Here is an 18,119-nt window from a genome sequence, read left to right on the forward strand (position 1 = left end):
CGCGCATCCGTTGCTGGAAGCGTTCCTCGAGAATGGCGAAGCGCTTGTCGTAGTCCTGCATCTGGTTGCCGAACAGCAATTCGCGCATCTTGTCGACGCCCGAACTCTCGCCGGCGCCGTTGGGTTGCCCGGCAAGGGCCGCCTGCGCCGCCAGTGCGCTCTGGGTGTCGATGCTGAGTGAGGGTTTGGCTGTGGATGCCATAGAGACGTCTCCTCGGTGGGTGGGTGGATGGATGGATGGATGGGTGGCTGATCGGGAGCTGCAGGGCCGTCAGGGTGGCGCGGTCGCCCGGAACAGCAGCGTCAGTCGATTGCGTCCGTCCTCGTGGCGGTAACTGAGGCCGTCGGAGAAGCGCCGAACGATGGGGATGCCCCAGCCACCGATTCGCGCGTCCTCGATGCTGGTGGCCGGTGCCGGTTCGGGGACCTGCCGCGGGTCGAACTCGCCGCCCTCGTCCTCGACTTCCAGCGCCACGTCCTCGCCTTGCCAACCAAGGCGCAGGAGGATGTTCTGGGTGCCGTGGCCGCAGGCGTGGGTCATGATGTTCGTCACCACCTCGGTGGAGCAGAGGTCGAGGTTCAGCACGACCCTGGCCGGCAGCCGCTGGCACTCGGCCCAGTCGTGAACCCAGGCGCTGACGCGCGCGAGTTCGTTCAACTCGCTGCCAACGATGAGGGATGATGCCCGGGGCTCCCCGCCGGAGGGGGACATCAGCGGCTTTCGGCGGCGGCCGTCAGGGCGCTGCAGGCGGTTTCGACGTCGGGGTACACCGGGATGATCGTGTCGATGCCTGCCATCTTGAGCACCTCCGCCACAAGGGGTTGCGGGTTGGCCAGGGCCATCACGCCGCCGCGCGACGACTGGGCCCTCGCATTGACGACCAGCGTCCGGATGCCGATGGACGCCAGGAACGAAACTTCGGACAGGTCGACCACGGCGAGCAGCTTGCGGCTCGCCACCAGCTCCGACAAGCGCACATTGATGTCATGTCCGCCAAGGCTGTCCATGCGCCCGACCAGGCTGATCTTCTCGACGCCGTCGGCCAGTTGCTCGCTTCTCAGGTCCATACGCTCTCCGCAATCGATGTCGATGCGCTTTGAATTGGTCCGCTGCCGCTGGCACCGCCTGGCCCGCAAGTTCTTGTTTTTAAAAGAAAACAAGAGCGTCTGCCATGCAACAGGTAGTACCTTTTTCTAGCTTACGCCCAATTTGCGGCCCCGTCGACAACCGGCCCTCCACAAGCCAATGGACAGCCTCAGCGGTCTTTGCGGGCAGGCACGTTGCTCAGGGCCTCGACCAGCCGGTCGACGCGGATCGGCTTGGTCAGGTAGTCGTCCATGCCGGCCGCGATGCACATTTCCTGGTCGCCCTGCATGGCGTTGGCGGTCATCGCCACGATGCGCGGCCGCTGGTGGGCCTCGAGCAGCATGCAGATCTGCCGGGTGGCGTCGAGGCCGTCGAGCTCGGGCATCTGCACATCCATCAGCACCACGTCGTAGGTCTGGCGCTGCACCGACTCGACCGCCTCGATGCCGTTGGCGGCCAGGTCGGCCCGGTAGCCCATCTGCTGCAGCAGGCGCAGCGCGAGCTTCTGGTTCACCGCGTTGTCCTCGGCCAGCAGGATCCGCAGCGGGTGGCGTGTCGCGATCGTCGGATCGATCCGCGGCTTGGCGATTTCGACCTCAACCGGCCGGGCGGCCGGTTCGTGCGCGAGCAGGCTGACCAGCGTGTCGAACAGCTGCGACTGGTGGATCGGTTTCGACAGATAGGCGTTGAACAGCGATTCGGCGTCGCCCGCTTCGCGCCGGCCGAGCGAGCTGAACAGCACCAGCGGCAGCGCGGAGTGGTTGGCGCGGATGCGCCGCGCCAGGTCGACGCCGTCCATCTCGGGCATGTGCATGTCGAGGATCGCGACGTCGAAGCGCTCGCCCTGCCCGAGCCAGCGCAGGGCTTCGGCCGGCGACTCGGTGTCGCGCGAGTCCATGCCCCACCGGCCGGTCTGGAGCGAGAGCACGCGCCGATTGGTCGCGTTGTCGTCGACAATCAGCAGGCGCTTGCCCTGCAATCCGGCCTGCACCCCGGTGATGACGCGCCGCTTGCTCGGCGGCGTGTGGGCGATCGACACCTCGATCGTGAAGTAGAAGGTCGAGCCCTTGCCCGGGCCCTCGCTCTCGACCCACATGGTGCCGCCCATCAGCTCGGCCAGCCGCTTGCTGATGGCCAAGCCCAGGCCGGTGCCGCCGTACTTGCGCGTGGTGCTCGAGTCGGCCTGCGAGAAGGACTGGAACAGCCGGCTCTTGCCCTGCGGCGACAGGCCGATGCCGGTGTCGCGGACGGCGAAGTTCAGGTCGATCCGGCCGCTCGGCTGGCTCTTGGCGCTGACCGTCAGCACCACCTCGCCGGCCTCCGTGAACTTCACCGCGTTGCTCAGCAGGTTCAGCAGGATCTGCCGCAGCCGCGTGAGGTCGCCCATCACGCCGATCGGCACGTCGCACTCGAACACATAGGCGATGTCGAGCTTCTTCTCGGTGGCACGGGTGCTGATCAGGTCGAGCGCCGATTCCACGCAGTCGCGCAGGTCGAAAGGGTGCGCCTCGATGTCCATGCGCCCGGCCTCGATCTTCGAGTAGTCGAGGATGTCGTTGATGATAGTCAGCAGCGCGTCGCCCGAATCGCGAATGGTCTCGACGTAGTCCTGCTGCTCGGCGTCGAGCCGGGTGTCGAGCAGCAGGCCGCTCATGCCGATCACCGCGTTCATCGGCGTGCGGATCTCGTGGCTCATGGTCGCCAGGAAGGCGCTCTTGGCTTCGTTGGTGGCCTCGGCGGCGGCCCGCGCCTCCTTGGTCTCGTTGAACAGGCGCGCGTTCTGGATCGCGATCACGGCCTGGTCGGCAAAGGTCTCGAGCAGCTTGATTTCCTTCTCGGCGAACGCCTCCGGCGGCTGGCGCGCGACGTGGATCGAGCCGATGTAGCGGCCCTCCCAGACCAGCGGGGCGATCATGATCGAGAAGTTGCCCATGTGCCCGGCGACCTCGCGCATGAACGCAGGAAGGTTCGGCTCGGCGAGCGCGTCGGGAATATGGAGCACGTCGGGACCGGCCATGGCGACCCCGATCGGCGAGTGGTCGATCGGGCGCGGATAGAAGCGTTCGAGCGTTTCGCGGGCCGAACCGCGATGCGCGCCGAGGTGCATCATCCCGTCGTCGCCGACCAGCGAAATGCCGAGTTGGGTGCCGGCGAACAGGCGCTGGCAGCTCTCCAGGATCTTGTTGAACACGGGCTGCGCGTTCTCCATCGATTCGCTGATGACCTGCAGCACGTCCGCCGTGGCGGTCTGGCGCTCGAGCGCCTCGCGGGTTTCATGGATCAGCCGCACGTTCTCGGTCGCGATCACGGCCTGGTCGGCGAACACCTTCAGCAGGTCGATCTGCCGTTGCGGCGTCTTGCCCGGCTCCGGCCAGGAGGTGGTGATGGCGCCGATCGGCACGCCGTCCTTGAGCATCGGCGCGGCGATCATGCGGCGCCGGTTGCCGGTACTCGCCAGCCTGTGGTCGTAGTCCGGGTCGGAACCCGCGTCCTCGGTGCAGAGTGCCCTGCGCTCGAGGATGGCGCGGCCGTTCATCTGGCGCAGGTCGGGCTGCGCCGGCCACAGCGCGCGCGCCACCTCCAGCGACTCGGCGGACCAGTTGCGGGTCGCGGCCAGGTGGACCTGGCGGCCATCGAAGGTGAAGATCGCGGCCGTCGGGCCCTCGAACAGCCACATGGTGCAGTCCAGGATGGCCTCGAACACCGGCATCACGTCGGTGGGTGATTCGCTGATGACGCGCAGTACGTCGCTGACGGCGGTCTGGGACTCGAGGGATTCGGTCAACTCGGCGGTTCGCTCTTCGACCTTGTGCAGCGCCACCTGCGTCTCATTGAACAGCCGCGCGTTCTGAATCGCGATCACGGCCTGCTCGGCGAAGGTCTTGAGCAGCGCACGCTCGCTGGCCCGGAACGGGCCGACCTCCCTGCGCTGCATGCTCAGGATGCCGATGCCGCGGCCTTCCCAGATCAGCGGCGCCGCCAGGTTCGCATAGCTCGAACCGATGCGTTCGGCGTTGTGGCGCAGCACCGCAGGCGCCGAGGGATCCTCCAGGACATCGGCAAACTCCACCAGGTCGCCGGTCTGGAAGGAGAGTTCGGCCGAGGTGCCGGCCAGCGGCATCGGATAGTCCGCCTGTATCGACGCCGCGAGATCGGCCAGGCGCTCCCCGCTGATCGTGGCGCGGCCGGCCGCGGTCATGAGCCAGCGCGTCAGCGCAAGGCGCCCCTCGGCGTCGACCATCAGCAGGGCGAAGGAACTGCCGTCGAACAGGTGCTCGCAGCATTCGAGGATCTTGTCGAACACCGGGCCGGGATCGGCCAGCGAGCTGCCAATGACCTGCAGCACCTCGGCCGCCGCGCGCTGGTGGGCCAGTGCCTCCTGCATCTCGCGGCCGTGGCGTTGCGTCTCGTCGAACAGACGGGCATTCTCCAGCGCCAGGCCCAGGCTCGCCGCCACCGTTTCGAGCAGCCGGATCTCGTGCGGCCCGAAAGCGTATTCGCGTTCGTGGTTCTGCAGCGCGATGATGCCGAGGGCGCGGTCGCTGCCGATGATCGGAACGGCAGCGATCGAATGCGCCCAGTCGGTTCCGGGGGAAGGACTCAGGCCGATCCGGGTCTGTTCCTCGCGCGTGTTGGCCACGCCGGCCTGGCGCGTGTGCAGCATTCGCGCCAATGGCTCGTCCGGCTGCAGGGGCCGTGCCGGCGGCTGCGGCAGGGGCATGTTGTGCTCGTAGCGGTACAGCACCTGGACCAGGTTGGTCTTGTCGTCCCACCAGACGATGTTCAGGTCGCCCGTATTGAACAGCTCGCGCAGCCGGTCGCCCACCAACTGGATGATGACCTGGAAATCCAGCTTGGCCGCGATGCCTTGCTGGATGCCGTTGATCAGTGTCAGTTCGTCGCTGCGCTGCAGCAGCGCGCCCTTGCATTCGGCCAGTTCGCGCTGGAGGCCCTCGCGGGCACGGGCGTGGGCCAGGGCCCCGCCGGCATGCCGCGCCAGCGTCGCCAGCAGGTCGCGGTGCACGAGGTCGAAGCGACCCTGGGTCCCTTCGATGTCGGCATAGAGGTAGCCGAGCAGTTCCCGCCTTGCAAGCAGCGGCGCGATCAGGCAGGAGCGCTGGTCGGCCGCCGCGGCGCCCTCGGGCCCGTGCCGCAGGCTGGCCTTGCGTGTGCGGCGGGTCTCGTCGAGCCAGGGCGTGATCGCGCGGAGCAGGCCGGCGGTGTCTTCGGCGGCCGGCAGCATCGCGCCGGCGCTGCGCAGGCCGGACTCGGTGTCGAGCACCAGCAGCACGCGCTGGGAGCCGACGAGCCGGGCGCATTCATCGACCAGCAGGTCGCCAAGCTCGCTCGCGCTGGCCACGGAGTTCAGTCGCAGCCCGGTTTCGACCAGCCGCTCGAATGGGTCGCGCACCACGCTGCCTGCGCGCGGCGCGTGCTTCGACAGGGGTCGAGACCGGGACTCAGCCATAGGGCATATGCCTTCCGCGATCAGCAGCTCGATGCGCGAGCGGCGCACCACGGCGTGGAGTCTAGCGGCGAAGGCGGAATCCCCGCATCCGGGCGCTCGCCCCTAGAACATTCGAACAACAAAGGGTATTTCCGGCGGGTGACTTTTGAGAGGCACTGCGGAACAATCCTGCGAGTTTCGATTCGCTCGACGGGAAAGCACAATATGCGGAAACCCAGGATATACACCCCCTTCGCGTTGGCCGCAGCAGCCTTGCTGCTTGCCGGCTGCACGACCACCGGCACGGGCGGCGGCGACATCGTGCAGAAGGGACAGCCCGACAAGTCGGTGCTGTTCTCCTGGAAGAGCACCGACGGCGGCATCACCGGCACCATGACGGCGACGCTGCCCACGGCCACCTACCAGGGCCCATTCCTGCAGATCACGCAGCAGACGCGGAGCGAGGCCATGGCGCCCATGTGGGGCGGCGGCTGGCCGGTGGGCTGGTCCGACTGGTCCTATTGGGGCTACGGCAGTGTCGCGGGCATGGGCGGCATGGGCATGATGCCGGGCTTCGATCCGGTCCAGTTCGCCACCGTGTACAGCGGCAAGGTGATCGCGAACCTCAAGAGTCCGCAGGGGGGGCTGATGCGCTGCCGGCTGCACATGCTGCGGCCGCAGCAGGGCATGTCGGGGGGCGGCACCGGCGAGTGCCAGATTCAGGGCGGCGCCACCATCCAGGCCACCTTTTGAGGCCGGCCTTGACGTTTCGGCAATCCTTCACCGCCGTGCAGGTGAAGCTGGTTCTCGAGTCCTATGAGCTGGGCCTCGCGTGCCGCGGCGAGGCGGTGCAGCTGCTGGACGCCTGGACCCGTCTGGGCACTTTCTCGGCCGACCAGCGCTCGGAAGTCGACGCCCTGTTCGCGCTCGGCTACGACGACATGATGCGCGGGCTGCACGACGCCGCCGACGGGCCCGAGTCGCGCGCCGTCGTCCGCGCGGAACTGATCCGCAAGCTGGGATGAGGCGGTAGTCGTTAAAGAGGAAGGTCCTGTGCATCCGTGCAGCAGAAAATAAATGACAGCGGCGTACTCTATTTCTACCTCTTGAAGTGCCTGGTCGCGCTGGTCGACCATTCGCATGTCTCGCGCGCCGCGGAGGCGCTGTCGATCAGCCAGCCCGCGATGAGCCAGCTGCGCGCTGTCACCGCCGACCCGATCCTCGTCAAGGGGAGGCACCGGGCTCCCCACCGCCAAGGTGCTTCAGCTGCGAGAGTTCGCCGAGCCCATCCTGGGCAAGGAGAGCGAGCTGCTGGGTCATGCGGTGGCCTTCGACGCCCAGTGCACCCCGGCAGCTGGTGTTCGCCCCGCGCGCCGCGGTGGCGATGCCCGAGCCGGGGCTGCCGAGGCTCGACCAGGTGGTCTCGCTCTGGCGGAGTCCCCGCCAGACCGGTGCCGGGCGTCCTGGATGACCAGGCCGCCTCCGGCTGACGGGTCTTCGCTTCGTTGCCATAGCCGGCATACTCTCGCGCCATGTCCCTCGCTCTCCTGCTTCTGCAACTCACCGTGATCCTGGTGATCGCCCGTGCCTGTGGCCTGCTGCTGCGCGCTTTCGGGCAGCCCATGGTCATCGGCGAAATGGCGGCCGGCATCCTGCTCGGCCCGGTCGTCTTCGGAGCTCTGTTCCCGCAGTGGCATGCGCAGTTGTTCCCGCCGGYCTCGCTGGCCAGCCTGTCGTCCCTGGCGATGGTCGGCGTGGTGCTGTTCATGTTCATCGTCGGCGCCGAACTGCGGGCGCCGAGCGGGATGGGGGCGCAGCTCAAGTCGGCCGGCTGGGTCGGCGTCTCCAGCATGGTGCTGCCGATGGTTCTGGGCCTGGCGATCGCACCCGTCCTCCATCCTTCGCTGGCACCGGAAGGCGTGGCTTTCTGGCCTTTCGCGCTGTTCCTCGGCGTGGCGCTGTCGATCACGGCGTTTCCCGTGCTGGCGCGCATCCTCAAGGACCGCAACATGACGCGGACGCCGGTCGGCCAGTTGTCGCTGGGCGCGGCCGGCGTGGTGGACGCGCTGGCGTGGGTGCTGCTCGCGATGGTCGTCGCGCTGGTGAGTTCGGGCGGGGGCTTCGGAGGCTTTCTCAAGATCGCCCTCGGGCTGGCGCTGCTGCTGGCCGTGGGCCTGCTGGTCGTGCGGCCTCTGCTGGCCTGGCTGCTGCGCGCGCATGCGCCAGACGGCGTGCCTTCGCCGATGGTGCTGGCGGCGCTGCTGATCGGCCTCTTCGCCTGCGCGATGGTCACCGAGTGGCTGCACCTGCACGCCGTGTTCGGCGCCTTCCTCTTCGGCATCAGCCTGCCTCGCGACGATCGCCTGCTTCGGGCCCTGGTCGAACGGATCGAGCCGCTGTCGGTCGTGGTGCTGATGCCGATCTTCTTTGCGTTGGCCGGCCTGGGGACCACCTCGGGTGCGTTCGCCAGCACCGGTCTCGGCGCGCTGGGCCTGATCCTGCTGGTGGCGACGGCCGGCAAGATCATCGGCGGCGCGGCCGGTGCCCGGGTCTGCGGCTACGGCTGGCGCGAGAGCCTGGCCACCGGGACGCTGATGAATTCCAGGGGGCTGATGGAACTCATCGTCATCAAGGTCGGCCTCGACGCGGGACTGATCGGCACCGAGCTGTTCACCATGCTGCTCGTCATGGCCTTGGTCACGACCGCGGCCACCGGCCCGCTGCTGGCCCTGATCGGCCGCCGCCGCGGCGAGTTCATCGACGCTGCGGCCAGCCACTGACGGCGGCGCTCCGCGGCCGCCCCGGCACAATGCGGGCCGCATCAGGTGAATTCAAAGGACAAAGGAGCTTCGAGGTCATGGAAACAAGGCATGAATGCGATGTGCTGGTGATCGGTGGCGGGCCGGCCGGCTCGACCATCGCCACGCTGCTCGCGCGCCAGGGGCGGCGGGTGGTGCTGCTCGAAAAAGACCATCACCCGCGCTTTCACATCGGTGAATCGCTGCTGCCGGGCAATGTCGAACTGTTCGCCAAGCTCGGCGTGCTCGACCAGGTCGACAAGATCGGCATGCCCAAGTTCGGGATCGAGTTCGTGCCGCCGGACCTCGACTACCGGAGCTACGTCGATTTCTCCGAGGGCTGGGATCCGTCCAAGGGATCGGCCTGGCAGGTGCGCCGCTCGGAACTCGACGAAGTGCTGTTTCGCCACGCCGGCAAGGAAGGCGCCCTGGCGCTCGAAGGTGCCAAGGTCCGGCAGGTGGATTTCGACGACGCCGGCGCGACGGTTCAGGCGGTGCTCGACGACGGCGCCGAGCGCAGCTGGCGGGCGCGCTTCGTGGTCGACGCCAGTGGCCGCGACACCGTGCTGGCCAGCAAATTCAAGTGCAAGAACAAGAATCCCGATCACAACAGCACGGCGCTGTTCGGCCACTTCCGCAACGCGCGGCGGCTGGAGGGACGGCGCGAGGGCAACATCAGCATCTGCTGGTTCGATCACGGCTGGTTCTGGTTCATTCCGCTCGCCGACGGCACCACCAGCGTCGGTGCGGTCTGCTGGGCCTACTACCTGAAGGTGCGCGACAAGCCGCTGAAGGACTACTTCTACGACACAATCGCGCAGTGCCCGGAACTGCACGACCGGCTGAAGGACGCCACGCTGGTCGACGACCGGGTGCATGCGACCGGCAACTTCTCGTATTCGAGCACCCACGCCACCGGCGAGCGCTACCTGATGGTCGGCGACGCCTTCACCTTCATCGACCCGATGTTCTCCTCGGGCGTGTTCCTGGCGATGCAGAGCGCCTTCGATGGCGCCGAGCTGGTGGCGACCGCGCTGGATCGCCCGGCCGAACTGGCGCCGGCACGCCGGGCGCTCGAAAAGCGCATGCGGGTCGGTCCGCGCGACTACTCGTGGTTCATCTACCGGGTGACCAACCCGACGATCCGCGACATGTTCATGCACCCCAACAACATCTTCAAGGCCAAGCAGGGCCTGATGTCGCTGCTGGCGGCCGACATCCACCACGGGGCGGCCTACCGCCGCTCGCTGTGGATGTTCAAGGTGCTGTACTACTTCATCTCGGTGGTGAACTGGCGCCGCAGCTATGGCGGCTGGAAACGGCGGCGCGACAACGTCCGCGACTGGGGTCCGCTCAAGGGCGAGACCATCCTGAAGTCCGATTGAGCGATCGACGGCAGGGCGCGCCGGTCAGGACGCCTGCGTGCCCAGGAGCGAGGCCGCGATCGTCCACATCAGCAGCGCCACCAGTGCATCGAGAACGCGCCAGGCCCGCGGGCGGGTGAACAGCGGGCCCAGCAGCCGGGCCCCGTAGCCGAGCGCAACGAACCAGGCGACGCTGGCGCCCGCGGCGCCGGCGCCGAAGACCCAGCGGCCGCCATCCGGCTGCTGTGCCGCGACTGCGCCCAGCAGAACCACGGTGTCGAGCCAGCAATGCGGGTTGAGGTAGGTGAAGGCCAGGCAGGCGGCCAGCGCCGAACGCCGGCTCATTGGCGCCGCCGACGGCAGCGCCATCCGCCCGCCGAGCCAGGCGCGGCGGGCGGCGAGTGCGCCGTAGGCGAGCAGGAAGCCGGCGCCGCCCCAGCGCGCCAACGCCACCAGCGGGGTGCTGGACTGCACGAGCAGCCCCAGGCCGGCGACGCCCAGGGCGATCAGCAGCACATCGGACAAGGCGCAGACCAGCACCACTTCGCGCACATGCTCGCGCTTCAGGACCTGGCGAAGCACGAACGCGTTCTGCGCGCCGATGGCGATGATCAGCGCGGCCGACGTGAGGAATCCCTTGGCAAAGATCAGGTACATGGCCCCACGGTAGCGGGCCGCCGTGCTTCAATCAAACTCATCTTTCTACGTTCGCATTAGAATTTTTCACATGCAGATCGACTCACGGCAGCTGGCCGCCTTCGCCGCCGTGCTGCGCGAGGGCAGCTTCGATGGAGCGGCGCGTGTGCTGCACATCACGCCATCGGCCGTCAGCCAGCGCATCAAGGGCCTCGAGGAGCGGATGGGGCGCGTGCTGGTGCAGCGCAGTTCGCCGTGCGTTGCCACGGCGGCCGGGCAGGCCCTGCAGCGGCATGCGCAGCAACTGCAGTTGCTGGAGGCCGACGTGCTGCGGCCCTTCGGCCTTGGCTTGCCGGACCTGCAGCGGCCGGATGCGCCGGGGCCGCGCGCACTGCCGCTGGCCCTGGCGGTCAACGCCGACTCGCTGGCCACCTGGTTCGTGCCGGCGCTGGCCGCCGTGCAGGCCGCGCACCCGGTGGCCTTCGAGCTGCACGTCGAAGACCAGGATCACTCCACGCTGCTGCTTCGAGAGGGCCGCGTGATGGCGGCTGTCACCTCCGAGCCTCAGCCGGTGCAGGGTTGCGTGGCCGAGGCCCTGGGCGCCATGCGCTACGTCGCCGTCGCCAGCCCGGCATTCATGGCGCGGCACTTCGCGCACGGCGTCGACGCCGCGTCATTGGCCGCCGCGCCCTGCAGCGTGTTCAACGCCAGGGATTCGCTGCAGGCGCGTTTCATCCGTCGACTCACGCACAAGACGCTGGCGCCGCCGCTGCACCGGGTGCCCGGCACCCATGGCTTCGTTCACGCCGCGGTGAACGGGCTGGGCTGGGGGATGAATCCGCAGGTGCTCGTGGGCGGACTGCTGGCGAGCGGCGATCTGGTCGAACTGGTGCCGGGGCAGTGGCTCGATGTCGCCCTGTACTGGCAGCACTGGCGCATCGAATCGGAGGTGCTGCGCGGGTTGACGGGGGCGGTGCACGCCGCGGCCGCCGCCATGCTGGTGCCGCCCTGACGCGTGCGGCGTCTCCTGCGCTACTGTCCGACGACCGACCAGCCTGCCTGCTGGTTCGTCTTGTCGTTCTCGTATTCCCAGCGCGTGCCGCAGGCGTCGCAGCGGTAGCTGGTGATGTTGACGGAATGGCCATCGTCGCGTTCTTCCTTGCGGCTGGACTGCTGCACGAGCTCGGCGTGACCGGGCGCGCGGCGCCAGTTGCGCTGGATGCCCGCACATGACGCGCAGAGCACCATCTTCTTCAATTCGGCCTGTCGGTTGGACTCGTTCGCCATGGGCTTCTGCTCTCTCTGGATGGTTCGCTCAGTCGGCGATGTTAGCCTGCGCCCTGTCGCCCGAGGAAAGAGCAGGCGTCCGCTCAGTGGAAGTCCTTGAGTTCAGCGCGGATCCGTGCCCTGCGGATCGCGATGTCGGCCCGTCGCTCGGCCGCGGACAGGCGCTCGATCTTGCGTTGCCGGCGCAGCCGCCACTGCTGCACGAAGGACATGGCGCTGCAAAAGAAGGCGACGAGGAACGCGGCGGCGGCGACGACTGTCGTGCTGAGCACGGCCAGTTCCCGGCCGCGGTCGGCTGCGCCCGTAGGCGAACGATCGCCGCCGACGAACAGGAAGATGGCGGTCACGGCGAACAGGATCCCGACGATGACGGAGCCTTGCCGGACCTTGCGCAAACCGGGGGAGGGCATCGGATTCGCGTCCAAGGGTCGAAGGTTCATGATCGGGTCCTAGGCCATCATCGGGTGTCCGCTGCCGGCCCCTGAAAGAAGATGCCAGTCTTGTTTCTGCGACGCATCATCTGTTTCGACGAGGCCCGAAGCCGGCCCTCATTCGCACATTGTTTCAATGAGAACCGCACAATGGGAGGTCATGCGTTGCCGGTTTGTCATCCTCGGGCTTGTCTTGCTCGGCTCCGTCTCCTACGCCGAGGTGATCCGCTGCTCGGACCCGGCAGGCAACGTGAGCTATACCGATGGCGCATGCCCGTCGGGCGCCCGGGTCGTCGGCCGCGTGGCCGTGCCGGAAGCCGCCCCGCCGGCGACGGACGGCGCCGAGCCGGCGAGGCCGTCGCCGTCGCAGCGAGAGCCGGCAGAAATCGCCGCGCATCCGCCGCCGGTACCCTCGGGGCCGATCGCCATCGACGCGCGAGGCAGCCGCGGCGCCGATCCGGCGGTCGATTCGCGCTGGAGCGACAGTGGCGTCGATCCGTTGCCGGTCGACGATGGCTATGGCTATGGCTATCCCGGCGGCGCCTATCGACGTCCGCCGCCGCGCGACATGCGGCCGCGGATCCGCCATTGCGACGCGGGCGGCTGCGAGGACCGGCAGGGCAACCGATACAACCGCTCCGGCCAGCTCGAGCGCTACCAGAGCCTGGATGGCAAGACCTGCCGGCCCGTGGGGACGACCACGGTCTGCCGCTGAGCTACCTGGGGCAATCGCCGCCGACGGACGAGCTGCCGTCCTTGCACTCGGTCAGGATCGGCGCGCTGCGCGGGCGTGGGCGGGATGGCGAGGCCTCGGATTCCGGGCCGCGTTCGCGCAGGTACACGATCTTCTTGCTTCCGAGCTCGCAATTGCCCACCACCTGGCCTTCGACCGGTGCGGCGACATCGACCGTGACAACCGCGAAGCGCAGCACGCCGGCGGCGGCGATCTTCGCCTCGATGCGGGTGCGCAGGGCTTCGCAGTCTTCGGCGCCGCTGGCGGTGGCGGCGCAGGCCCACGCGATGAGAAACAGCCACAGTCTGGTCATGCTGGAAGCCCTTTCGAGAGGCAGGTCGGCCAGACATTCTGCCGGACCCCGAACCTGGGTTCACTACGGCGCCAGGCCGGCGCGCTTCATCATCGCCTCGGTCAAGGCGATCTCCTCACTGAAGCCGCGCGCGTAGGCCTCCGAATCCTGCGGGCTGACCTGGCCGCCGCGCTCGATCAGCGCCGCCGCCTCGGCGGGCTGCTTCAGTGCTTTCTCGAAGGCCGAGCGGATCCGGGCGACGATCGGGTCGGGCGTGCCGGCCGGCACTGAGACGCCGCCCCAGGAGCTCAGCTCGACGCGACGTCTGCATTCGTTTCGGCGAGCCACCGGATGCGCGCGTGGTGGCGCGGCTGCTTGCCCCGAACCGAAGACTGCTGTGTGCGTCGCCTTCCTATCTCGAGCGGCGGGGGACGCCGAAGTCGCCGCGCGAGTGGCGACACATGATTGCACCAGTATCCGCCATGGCGAGGACGCTTACGGAGTCTGGCGGCTGCGTTCCGGACGCCGCGAGGAGGTCGTGAAGGTTCATGGTGCGATGAGCACCAATGACGGCGACATCGCCGTCAACTGGGCGTTGGATGGCCACGGAAATCCTTCTGTGCGCCGAATGGGACGTAGCGAAGCACCTTCGCAGCGGCCGCTTGAGGCAGGTAATGGAGAATTACGAGACGCCGCCGGCGGACATCCATGCCGTCTATCCGCGTCGACACCAGTTTGCGGGCCGCGTGCGGGCGTTCGTGGAGTTTGCTGCCGCCGTCTTCGCCCGAAGCTCGGCGAGTGCAGGACAACAAACAGTTGGGGCGCCACCATGAGACATGGTCCGTTGGCCGGCGATATCCCGGGCCTCGCGATCGGCGCCTCGCGACTGGCCCAGGAGTTGGCGCGATCGCTGTTCGCCGAGGATGCGGTCGGCGCGGGATCGGGAGGCGGCCGGTAGATCCCCATCGTTTGCGACTCTGGTTTGGCAGTCCTGAATTTGCGGTCACCACAAGCCGCGTGGATGCTGGGGCCTCGTTCACGACTAAATTAAGCGAGATCACACGCTTTCCGCCGCCGCTTATTTTGCGCGGCCTGCGGACTGCCAAGTCTTCAACACAGGCACGAGTGCCGCAGCGGCAATCGTGATCATGTGCATGGTCCCGCGACCCCCCTTGAATGCGACCACGAGTTGTGGACGACCCTCGCGCAGCATCTGGGCGTTTCTGATGGGCACGGCACGGTGCTCGTATCGCTCCCAGTTTGCGCGGTACGTGGCAACCTCGATGCCTCGTGCAATGGCCCATCGACGCGCGAGGCCGTCTGCGCCCGTGGCACCCCCTTCAATCACGAGGGTGACGGGCTGACGCGCATGGACGCGGTCGAGAACCTTCACGATGAATGGCCAGTCGTCAAAGTATCGACCTCCACAGACAAGTAGTCTCATGCTGTCAATTCAGACTGTCGAAGAGAAGCTCACGATTTCTGACCCGCGCGTGCAGTGCCGTGCCGATGGCAGGGGCCGACTGCGTGGCAGGCACGAGCTGCACCGAGGCCCGCCTTGCCTCGCAGGCATCACAGCGAACTCAGGAACGCGATCACGGCGGTCCGCTCTTCCTTCGACATCGCTTCGAACCTGCCGCGGCTCGCAGCGGCCTCGCCGCCGTGCCACAGGATGGCTTCCATCAGCGTGCGCGCGCGACCGTCGTGCAAGTAGCGTACGTTCTGCTCGCTGCCCTGCACGTACGTCAGCGACCCCAGGCCCCACAGCGGCGCCGTTCGCCACATGCTGGCTGTCGCCTTGCTTTCGGCCAGCGTGTCGGCCAGGCCCGGCCCCATGTCGTGCAACAGCAAGTTGGTGTAGGGGCGGATGGTCTGGTCGCGCAGTTCGGCGAAGGGATGCTTCGTGCCCGTCTTCATCAGGGGCGTGTGGCAGGCCACGCATTGCGCCTGTGCAAACAAGGTGCTGCCGCGGCTGATCTGGCCAGGGTTCACGTCGTGCTCGGGCGAGATGCGCGTGTCGGCCGGGAATCCGCTGCGCAGGCTGCGCTGCGCCGGCACGGCCAACAGCCACAGGTAGTCCGAAAGGCGCTCCAGTTCGGCTTCGGAGATCGCGGTGCCGCCGGTCGGGTTGCGGCAGTCGGGATCCATCCGCTGGCAGCCGCGCGACGGGAACACGGGGCTCGTGACGCCTATGTCCTTGAGCAACGCGTCGCCGACCTGCTGACGCAGCGTGGCCTTTGCGGCTTTCCAGCCATAGCGGCCGAGGTGGACCTTCCCGTTCTCGGGATTGGTCACCCAGTTCGGCACACCCTTCACGCCGTCGCCCTCGCGGTCGGTGGGGTCGGCCAGCCCAAGGATGGTGGCTTCGTCGACCGCCTCGATCAGCCCCATGCCCACGATCTGCGCCGCCTGGCGCACCGAGAACCTCGCCGGTGCCGGGCCCTTGAACGCATAGACGGGCTTCTGCAGTTCGACCTTTTCACCGTCGGGCAGCGTGTACAGCGTGGTGTCGTATGACTGCACGCTCACGGACAGGTCCGTCGCGCCGGCGTCGCGGCTGCGCTGCTGCACGTTCAAGCCATAGGTCGCATCAGGCACGGGATTGGCGCCGGTCGAAGCGGCTGCCGCGGTGAGCACGGCCATCGCGTCCAGGCGCGCGCCGATGCCGGGCATGGCACTGCGGCCATTGAGCGTGTGGCATGCGATGCAGCGCTCCTGGTTGAAGCGCGGGCCGAGCTGGCCCACATGCGCGACGAACACCGGGTTGTCGTCTGGGTGCTCCGAGTGCTTGCCGTCCAGGAACGATGTGTGGAACAGGCGTCGGCCCTGCACGAAGCGCTTGGCGTTGACGATGCCGATGTTGTTGGACATCTGCTGGAAGACGCGCATCGGCTCCTCCGAGTAGTTGTATGAAAGGCTCGTCGATCCGCCCAGCAGCGTCGCTTCGGGCAGCGGCGCGGAATTCAGCCGCGGTGCCAAGCCGTACCACGGCACCAGGCCTTGGCCGACGACGTAGAGCTGCTCGAACGAGTAGTAGCGGCTGCCGGCGCCGTCGACCACCGCCTTGCCCTTCAGGCTGTCGGATACCGGCTCGCCGGCGTGCATGCCGTCTCCATAGCGTTCCATGCGCTGGGCGGGCGACAGCTCGATCACGTCGCCCATCATGAGCGCGCGGTGCGGCTGGCCCTTAGGCACGTCCCAGTAGGAATCGAAGTCGATCTTGCAGTCGCGACTGCCCGCCATGCAGATCGGCTTGCCGTCCATCTTCGGATTGTTGAAGCCCGTGTTGAGCGACCAGCCGTAGTCGCGCACGCCTTCGTCGTTGCTGTTGCGGAAGAGGCTGAACGTCGTGCCATCGAAGGTGCCGTCATTGACGATCAAGACCATTTCGATGAGCTGCTTCCCCGCTGGGACGTGATCGCGAATCTCGATGCCGTAGGTGCGGTTCTGGAAGTAGGCCGACGGGAAGGTGAGATAGCGGCCCGGCCCTTCGTCGGGCGCGGTCCAGGCTTCACCTCGCTCGCGCGCATGCCGCTCGGTGGGGCGCATCCCCATCAGCGTGACGAGCGTTCCGTCGGCCTCGCGGTACTGGATCTGCTCGGTGACCGGCGTGCCTGCTGCGAACAGCGGATAGAAGCTCGTGATGCCCAGGCTCGCGTCCACCGGCGTGGCCTGCGTCGGGGGCAAGGGTGGCGAAGGCGGCACCGGATTCGGCGCGTCGATGTCGGTGCCGACGTTCTTCGGCTCATCCACGACGGCGTCAGTGGGCGACGCGGAGGGTTGGGTTGCCGCGACTGGCGACGGTGTGCCGCCGCCGGCGGAGCCCGAACCACCGCCGCAGGCGCTCAGTGCGGCGGCGGCGACCAACACGCCCGCCAGGGCGATCGTCGTTCGCCTGGGCAGTCCTTCGGCGTCGACGTTCTTCTTCTCGTCCACGATGGGTTTTCCTTGTTTTTCGTTGTGGCGTGGGTGTGACACGTGGCCATGAACTTCGAGAAATGGTCCACGGCCTCGAGGCCTCGTCGATGGACAGTGCAGCCTTCATGCCATACCGGTGATAGCGCGCAAGACGCCTTACCATGACACAATTTGTCACATTTCTGGCCAACAATGGCAACTGGGGCGCCCGCGCCTCACGTTTATGTCGCCCAATCGTCCACGGCGTGCGCCGAGTTGCAGCCCATCGCTGCGCCGTCATGGAGATAAATCTGCGTCGCTGAGCGCGGTGATCGGACGCGTGTTCTCAGTCGCCACGCTGCGTGATCCGCAGTTCGGCCCAGCCCGTGCTGGGATCGAACTCGCGCGCGAAGCGCCAGTCCGGCAGCAGTACCAGCAGCAACTCCGCGGTGGTGCGCACGATGCAGCCATAGCTCGCATGGCCGCCCACCACCTGACCCCGATCGTCGGCGACGCTCAGGTGCAGGTGCGAGCCGCCCGCGCCGATGCTACCGGCCAGGCTCAGCAGTTCGGTGTCGCGATCGATCACCGTGTCGTCTTCTGCTCCGGCGAGCCGGATCCGCGCCGGGCGGAGGCTGCCGATGCCCGACAGCACGAAGGCCGCCTGCAGGCCCTGCGCGTGCACGGTGGACTCGATCGCGCGCCGCAGGTCGTCGCCGGGATGAAGGCGCAGCGGGAAGGGGCGCAGGGCGCTGTCGGGGCCGGGCATGCCGGCATCATGCCTGCGCTGGCGAAGGCCGCCTTCGGTCGATGCCGATTCCGCGCGACCGGATCAGGGATTTCGATGCGCTTGCTGCGCCAGCGGGGCGATCCCGATCTCGGCGGCGAGCTGATTCAGCTCCTTGAGCAGCACGGGCGCGATCGGAATGCCGTCCTGCGCATATCGGCGCCGCTTCTCGTGGCTCTGTTCGCCGGGCAGCCAGATGCGCTCGACGCCCGGCAGACGCTGGCTGTCCCGGAGGTCGCGAACCAGCGTGTCGACCGCCCGCTTGAAGTGCGCGGGGTCGCCGAAGGCCGCGAGATCGATGACCAAGATGGCCTGGCCGGTGTTGGTGACGGAGACATGGTCGGTGTTGAAGTCGATCAC

Annotated in this window: 20 protein-coding genes and 2 pseudogenes; 9 read left to right on the top strand and 13 right to left on the bottom strand. The window is 67.7% G+C overall.

Translation table 11 applies throughout. The annotated features are described in order from the left end of the window. The 4 genes from AC1DY5_RS13025 to AC1DY5_RS13040 all read right to left on the bottom strand — a co-directional run. A partial coding sequence (locus AC1DY5_RS13025; protein ID WP_478111838.1) for a hypothetical protein occupies window positions 1–202 on the bottom strand: 202 nt, incomplete at its 3' end. Between the two features lie 69 nt (window positions 203–271). Then, entirely contained in the window at window positions 272–712 is a 441-nt protein-coding gene (locus tag AC1DY5_RS13030) for an ATP-binding protein (RefSeq protein WP_478111839.1), read from the bottom strand. Beyond that, window positions 712–1,068 (bottom strand): STAS domain-containing protein, encoded by a 357-nt coding sequence (locus AC1DY5_RS13035; protein WP_478111841.1) that lies wholly within the window; start codon window positions 1,066–1,068, stop codon window positions 712–714. The genes AC1DY5_RS13030 and AC1DY5_RS13035 overlap by 1 nt, the downstream gene beginning before the upstream one ends. A 188-nt stretch (window positions 1,069–1,256) precedes the next feature. Beyond that, window positions 1,257–5,606: a GAF domain-containing protein gene (locus AC1DY5_RS13040; protein ID WP_478111843.1), complete on the bottom strand. Its 4,350-nt coding sequence runs from the start codon at window positions 5,604–5,606 to the stop codon at window positions 1,257–1,259. Window positions 5,607–5,759: 153 nt separating this feature from the next. Between AC1DY5_RS13040 and AC1DY5_RS13045 the strand changes: the two genes are divergently transcribed. The 5 genes from AC1DY5_RS13045 (at window position 5,760) to AC1DY5_RS13065 (ending at window position 9,717) form a co-directional block, all read left to right on the top strand. Further along, window positions 5,760–6,287: a hypothetical protein gene (locus AC1DY5_RS13045; RefSeq protein ID WP_478111845.1), complete on the top strand. Its 528-nt coding sequence runs from the start codon at window positions 5,760–5,762 to the stop codon at window positions 6,285–6,287. Window positions 6,288–6,295: 8 nt separating this feature from the next. After that, a complete protein-coding gene (locus AC1DY5_RS13050) occupies window positions 6,296–6,559 on the top strand; it encodes a hypothetical protein (RefSeq protein WP_478111846.1) in 264 nt (87 codons plus the stop codon). Window positions 6,560–6,595: 36 nt separating this feature from the next. Continuing rightward, the gene (locus AC1DY5_RS13055; protein ID WP_478111848.1) at window positions 6,596–7,024 is read left to right on the top strand and encodes a helix-turn-helix domain-containing protein; all 429 of its coding nucleotides are present in this window, start codon (window positions 6,596–6,598) and stop codon (window positions 7,022–7,024) included. 42 nt (window positions 7,025–7,066) lie between these two features. After that, the gene (locus AC1DY5_RS13060; protein ID WP_478111850.1) at window positions 7,067–8,314 is read left to right on the top strand and encodes a cation:proton antiporter; all 1,248 of its coding nucleotides are present in this window, start codon (window positions 7,067–7,069) and stop codon (window positions 8,312–8,314) included. 77 nt (window positions 8,315–8,391) lie between these two features. Next, entirely contained in the window at window positions 8,392–9,717 is a 1,326-nt protein-coding gene (locus tag AC1DY5_RS13065) for an NAD(P)/FAD-dependent oxidoreductase (protein WP_478111851.1), read from the top strand. A 24-nt stretch (window positions 9,718–9,741) separates the two neighbouring features. On the opposite strand, the gene AC1DY5_RS13070 is transcribed toward AC1DY5_RS13065, so the two are convergent. Then, window positions 9,742–10,353 carry a LysE/ArgO family amino acid transporter gene (locus AC1DY5_RS13070; protein ID WP_478111852.1) on the bottom strand — a complete coding sequence of 204 codons (612 nt, stop codon included), beginning with the start codon at window positions 10,351–10,353 and terminating at the stop codon, window positions 9,742–9,744. 70 nt (window positions 10,354–10,423) lie between these two features. Here AC1DY5_RS13070 and AC1DY5_RS13075 point away from each other — a divergent pair, with 70 nt between their 5' ends. Beyond that, entirely contained in the window at window positions 10,424–11,344 is a 921-nt protein-coding gene (locus AC1DY5_RS13075; protein WP_478111854.1) for a LysR family transcriptional regulator ArgP, read from the top strand. A gap of 20 nt (window positions 11,345–11,364) precedes the next feature. Here AC1DY5_RS13075 and AC1DY5_RS13080 read toward each other — a convergent pair whose 3' ends face one another. Both AC1DY5_RS13080 and AC1DY5_RS13085 read right to left on the bottom strand, forming a co-directional pair. After that, complete coding sequence (locus AC1DY5_RS13080) at window positions 11,365–11,619, bottom strand: hypothetical protein (protein WP_478111855.1); 255 nt, start codon at window positions 11,617–11,619, stop codon at window positions 11,365–11,367. A gap of 83 nt (window positions 11,620–11,702) precedes the next feature. Then, window positions 11,703–12,059 (bottom strand): hypothetical protein, encoded by a 357-nt coding sequence (locus AC1DY5_RS13085; protein ID WP_478111857.1) that lies wholly within the window; start codon window positions 12,057–12,059, stop codon window positions 11,703–11,705. A gap of 127 nt (window positions 12,060–12,186) precedes the next feature. Between AC1DY5_RS13085 and AC1DY5_RS13090 the strand changes: the two genes are divergently transcribed. Next, window positions 12,187–12,765, top strand: coding sequence for a DUF4124 domain-containing protein (locus AC1DY5_RS13090; RefSeq protein WP_478111859.1), 579 nt, complete (start codon window positions 12,187–12,189; stop codon window positions 12,763–12,765). A gap of 1 nt (window position 12,766) precedes the next feature. Here the strand turns inward: AC1DY5_RS13090 and AC1DY5_RS13095 are convergent, their stop codons facing one another. After that, the gene (locus tag AC1DY5_RS13095) at window positions 12,767–13,096 is read right to left on the bottom strand and encodes a DUF1161 domain-containing protein (RefSeq protein ID WP_478111861.1); all 330 of its coding nucleotides are present in this window, start codon (window positions 13,094–13,096) and stop codon (window positions 12,767–12,769) included. 63 nt (window positions 13,097–13,159) lie between these two features. Further along, window positions 13,160–13,447 (bottom strand): annotated as a pseudogene (locus AC1DY5_RS13100) (tripartite tricarboxylate transporter substrate-binding protein); the annotation flags it as partial. Here AC1DY5_RS13100 and AC1DY5_RS13105 point away from each other — a divergent pair. Further along, window positions 13,396–13,908: pseudogene (locus AC1DY5_RS13105) on the top strand (LysR substrate-binding domain-containing protein); the annotation flags it as partial. The pseudogenes AC1DY5_RS13100 and AC1DY5_RS13105 overlap by 52 nt on opposite strands. Beyond that, the gene (locus AC1DY5_RS13110; protein ID WP_478111863.1) at window positions 13,905–14,033 is read left to right on the top strand and encodes a hypothetical protein; all 129 of its coding nucleotides are present in this window, start codon (window positions 13,905–13,907) and stop codon (window positions 14,031–14,033) included. The pseudogene AC1DY5_RS13105 and the gene AC1DY5_RS13110, both read left to right, overlap by 4 nt. Before the next feature lie 120 nt (window positions 14,034–14,153). On the opposite strand, the gene AC1DY5_RS13115 is transcribed toward AC1DY5_RS13110, so the two are convergent. The 4 genes from AC1DY5_RS13115 to AC1DY5_RS13130 form a co-directional block, all read right to left on the bottom strand. Then, on the bottom strand, window positions 14,154–14,519 hold the full coding sequence (locus tag AC1DY5_RS13115; RefSeq protein ID WP_478111865.1) for a DUF2493 domain-containing protein: 366 nt from the start codon (window positions 14,517–14,519) through the stop codon (window positions 14,154–14,156). Between the two features lie 128 nt (window positions 14,520–14,647). Beyond that, entirely contained in the window at window positions 14,648–17,011 is a 2,364-nt protein-coding gene (locus AC1DY5_RS13120; RefSeq protein ID WP_478111866.1) for a di-heme oxidoreductase family protein, read from the bottom strand. Window positions 17,012–17,318: 307 nt separating this feature from the next. Beyond that, entirely contained in the window at window positions 17,319–17,720 is a 402-nt protein-coding gene (locus AC1DY5_RS13125) for a PPC domain-containing DNA-binding protein (protein WP_478111870.1), read from the bottom strand. Window positions 17,721–17,804: 84 nt separating this feature from the next. Continuing rightward, a partial coding sequence (locus AC1DY5_RS13130; RefSeq protein ID WP_478111868.1) for an Ldh family oxidoreductase occupies window positions 17,805–18,119 on the bottom strand: 315 nt, incomplete at its 5' end.

The sequence above is a fragment of the Variovorax sp. P4_D9 genome (assembly GCF_056401695.1).

Bases quoted from the DNA above. Each gene is read 5' to 3' on its own strand.
- AC1DY5_RS13085 (WP_478111857.1), bottom strand. From the start codon at position 12,059: ATGAACCTTCGACCCTTGGACGCGAATCCGATGCCCTCCCCCGGTTTG.
- AC1DY5_RS13075 (WP_478111854.1), top strand. From the start codon at position 10,424: ATGCAGATCGACTCACGGCAGCTGGCCGCCTTCGCCGCCGTGCTGCGC.
- AC1DY5_RS13065 (WP_478111851.1), top strand. From the start codon at position 8,392: ATGGAAACAAGGCATGAATGCGATGTGCTGGTGATCGGTGGCGGGCCG.
- AC1DY5_RS13035 (WP_478111841.1), bottom strand. From the start codon at position 1,068: ATGGACCTGAGAAGCGAGCAACTGGCCGACGGCGTCGAGAAGATCAGC.
- AC1DY5_RS13095 (WP_478111861.1), bottom strand. From the start codon at position 13,096: ATGACCAGACTGTGGCTGTTTCTCATCGCGTGGGCCTGCGCCGCCACC.
- AC1DY5_RS13110 (WP_478111863.1), top strand. From the start codon at position 13,905: ATGAGACATGGTCCGTTGGCCGGCGATATCCCGGGCCTCGCGATCGGC.
- AC1DY5_RS13080 (WP_478111855.1), bottom strand. From the start codon at position 11,619: ATGGCGAACGAGTCCAACCGACAGGCCGAATTGAAGAAGATGGTGCTC.
- AC1DY5_RS13045 (WP_478111845.1), top strand. From the start codon at position 5,760: ATGCGGAAACCCAGGATATACACCCCCTTCGCGTTGGCCGCAGCAGCC.
- AC1DY5_RS13090 (WP_478111859.1), top strand. From the start codon at position 12,187: ATGAGAACCGCACAATGGGAGGTCATGCGTTGCCGGTTTGTCATCCTC.
- AC1DY5_RS13030 (WP_478111839.1), bottom strand. From the start codon at position 712: ATGTCCCCCTCCGGCGGGGAGCCCCGGGCATCATCCCTCATCGTTGGC.
- AC1DY5_RS13115 (WP_478111865.1), bottom strand. From the start codon at position 14,519: ATGAGACTACTTGTCTGTGGAGGTCGATACTTTGACGACTGGCCATTC.
- AC1DY5_RS13070 (WP_478111852.1), bottom strand. From the start codon at position 10,353: ATGTACCTGATCTTTGCCAAGGGATTCCTCACGTCGGCCGCGCTGATC.